Raw genomic sequence first — 460 nt, forward strand, 5'->3', positions numbered from 1 at the left:
GCATGGGCGAGGAGCGGATCGTCGCGCTTTTGCAGGAAAGCCTCAGCATTGCGGTCAAGACCGGGGCGATGAAGCCGACCGACACGCGCCAAGTGATCGTGGACACGACCGTGCAGCCAAAGAGCGTGATGTTCCCGACCGACGCCAAGCTCATCCACCGGGCCCGCGAACGGCTGGTGCGGCTGGCCAAACGGGCGGGGCTGGATTTGCGCCAGACCTATGTGCGGGTCGGCAAGCTGGCGCTGATCAAGCAGCAGCGCTATGCGCACGCCAAGCAGTTCAAGCGGGCCAACAAGGCGCTGCGCAGGCTCAGGACGTATCTCGGCCGGACCGTTCGCGACATCTCCCGCCAGATCGCCGGCGATGCGGAACTGGACGCGCTCTTCAAATGGTCGCTCTACCAGGCCTCCACCGTTCTCGAGCAGCGTCAGCGCCAGCGCGGCCGCAAGATCTACAGCCT

The 460-nt window shown here is 65.4% G+C and carries 1 protein-coding gene; it reads left to right on the forward strand.

Translation table 11 applies throughout. The features are described from left to right. Nucleotides 1-460 (forward strand): transposase family protein (locus AC0L18_RS32405; RefSeq protein ID WP_473495747.1); only part of this gene is annotated, 460 nt, incomplete at both ends.

Source organism: Mesorhizobium sp. WSM4819 (assembly GCF_055811215.1).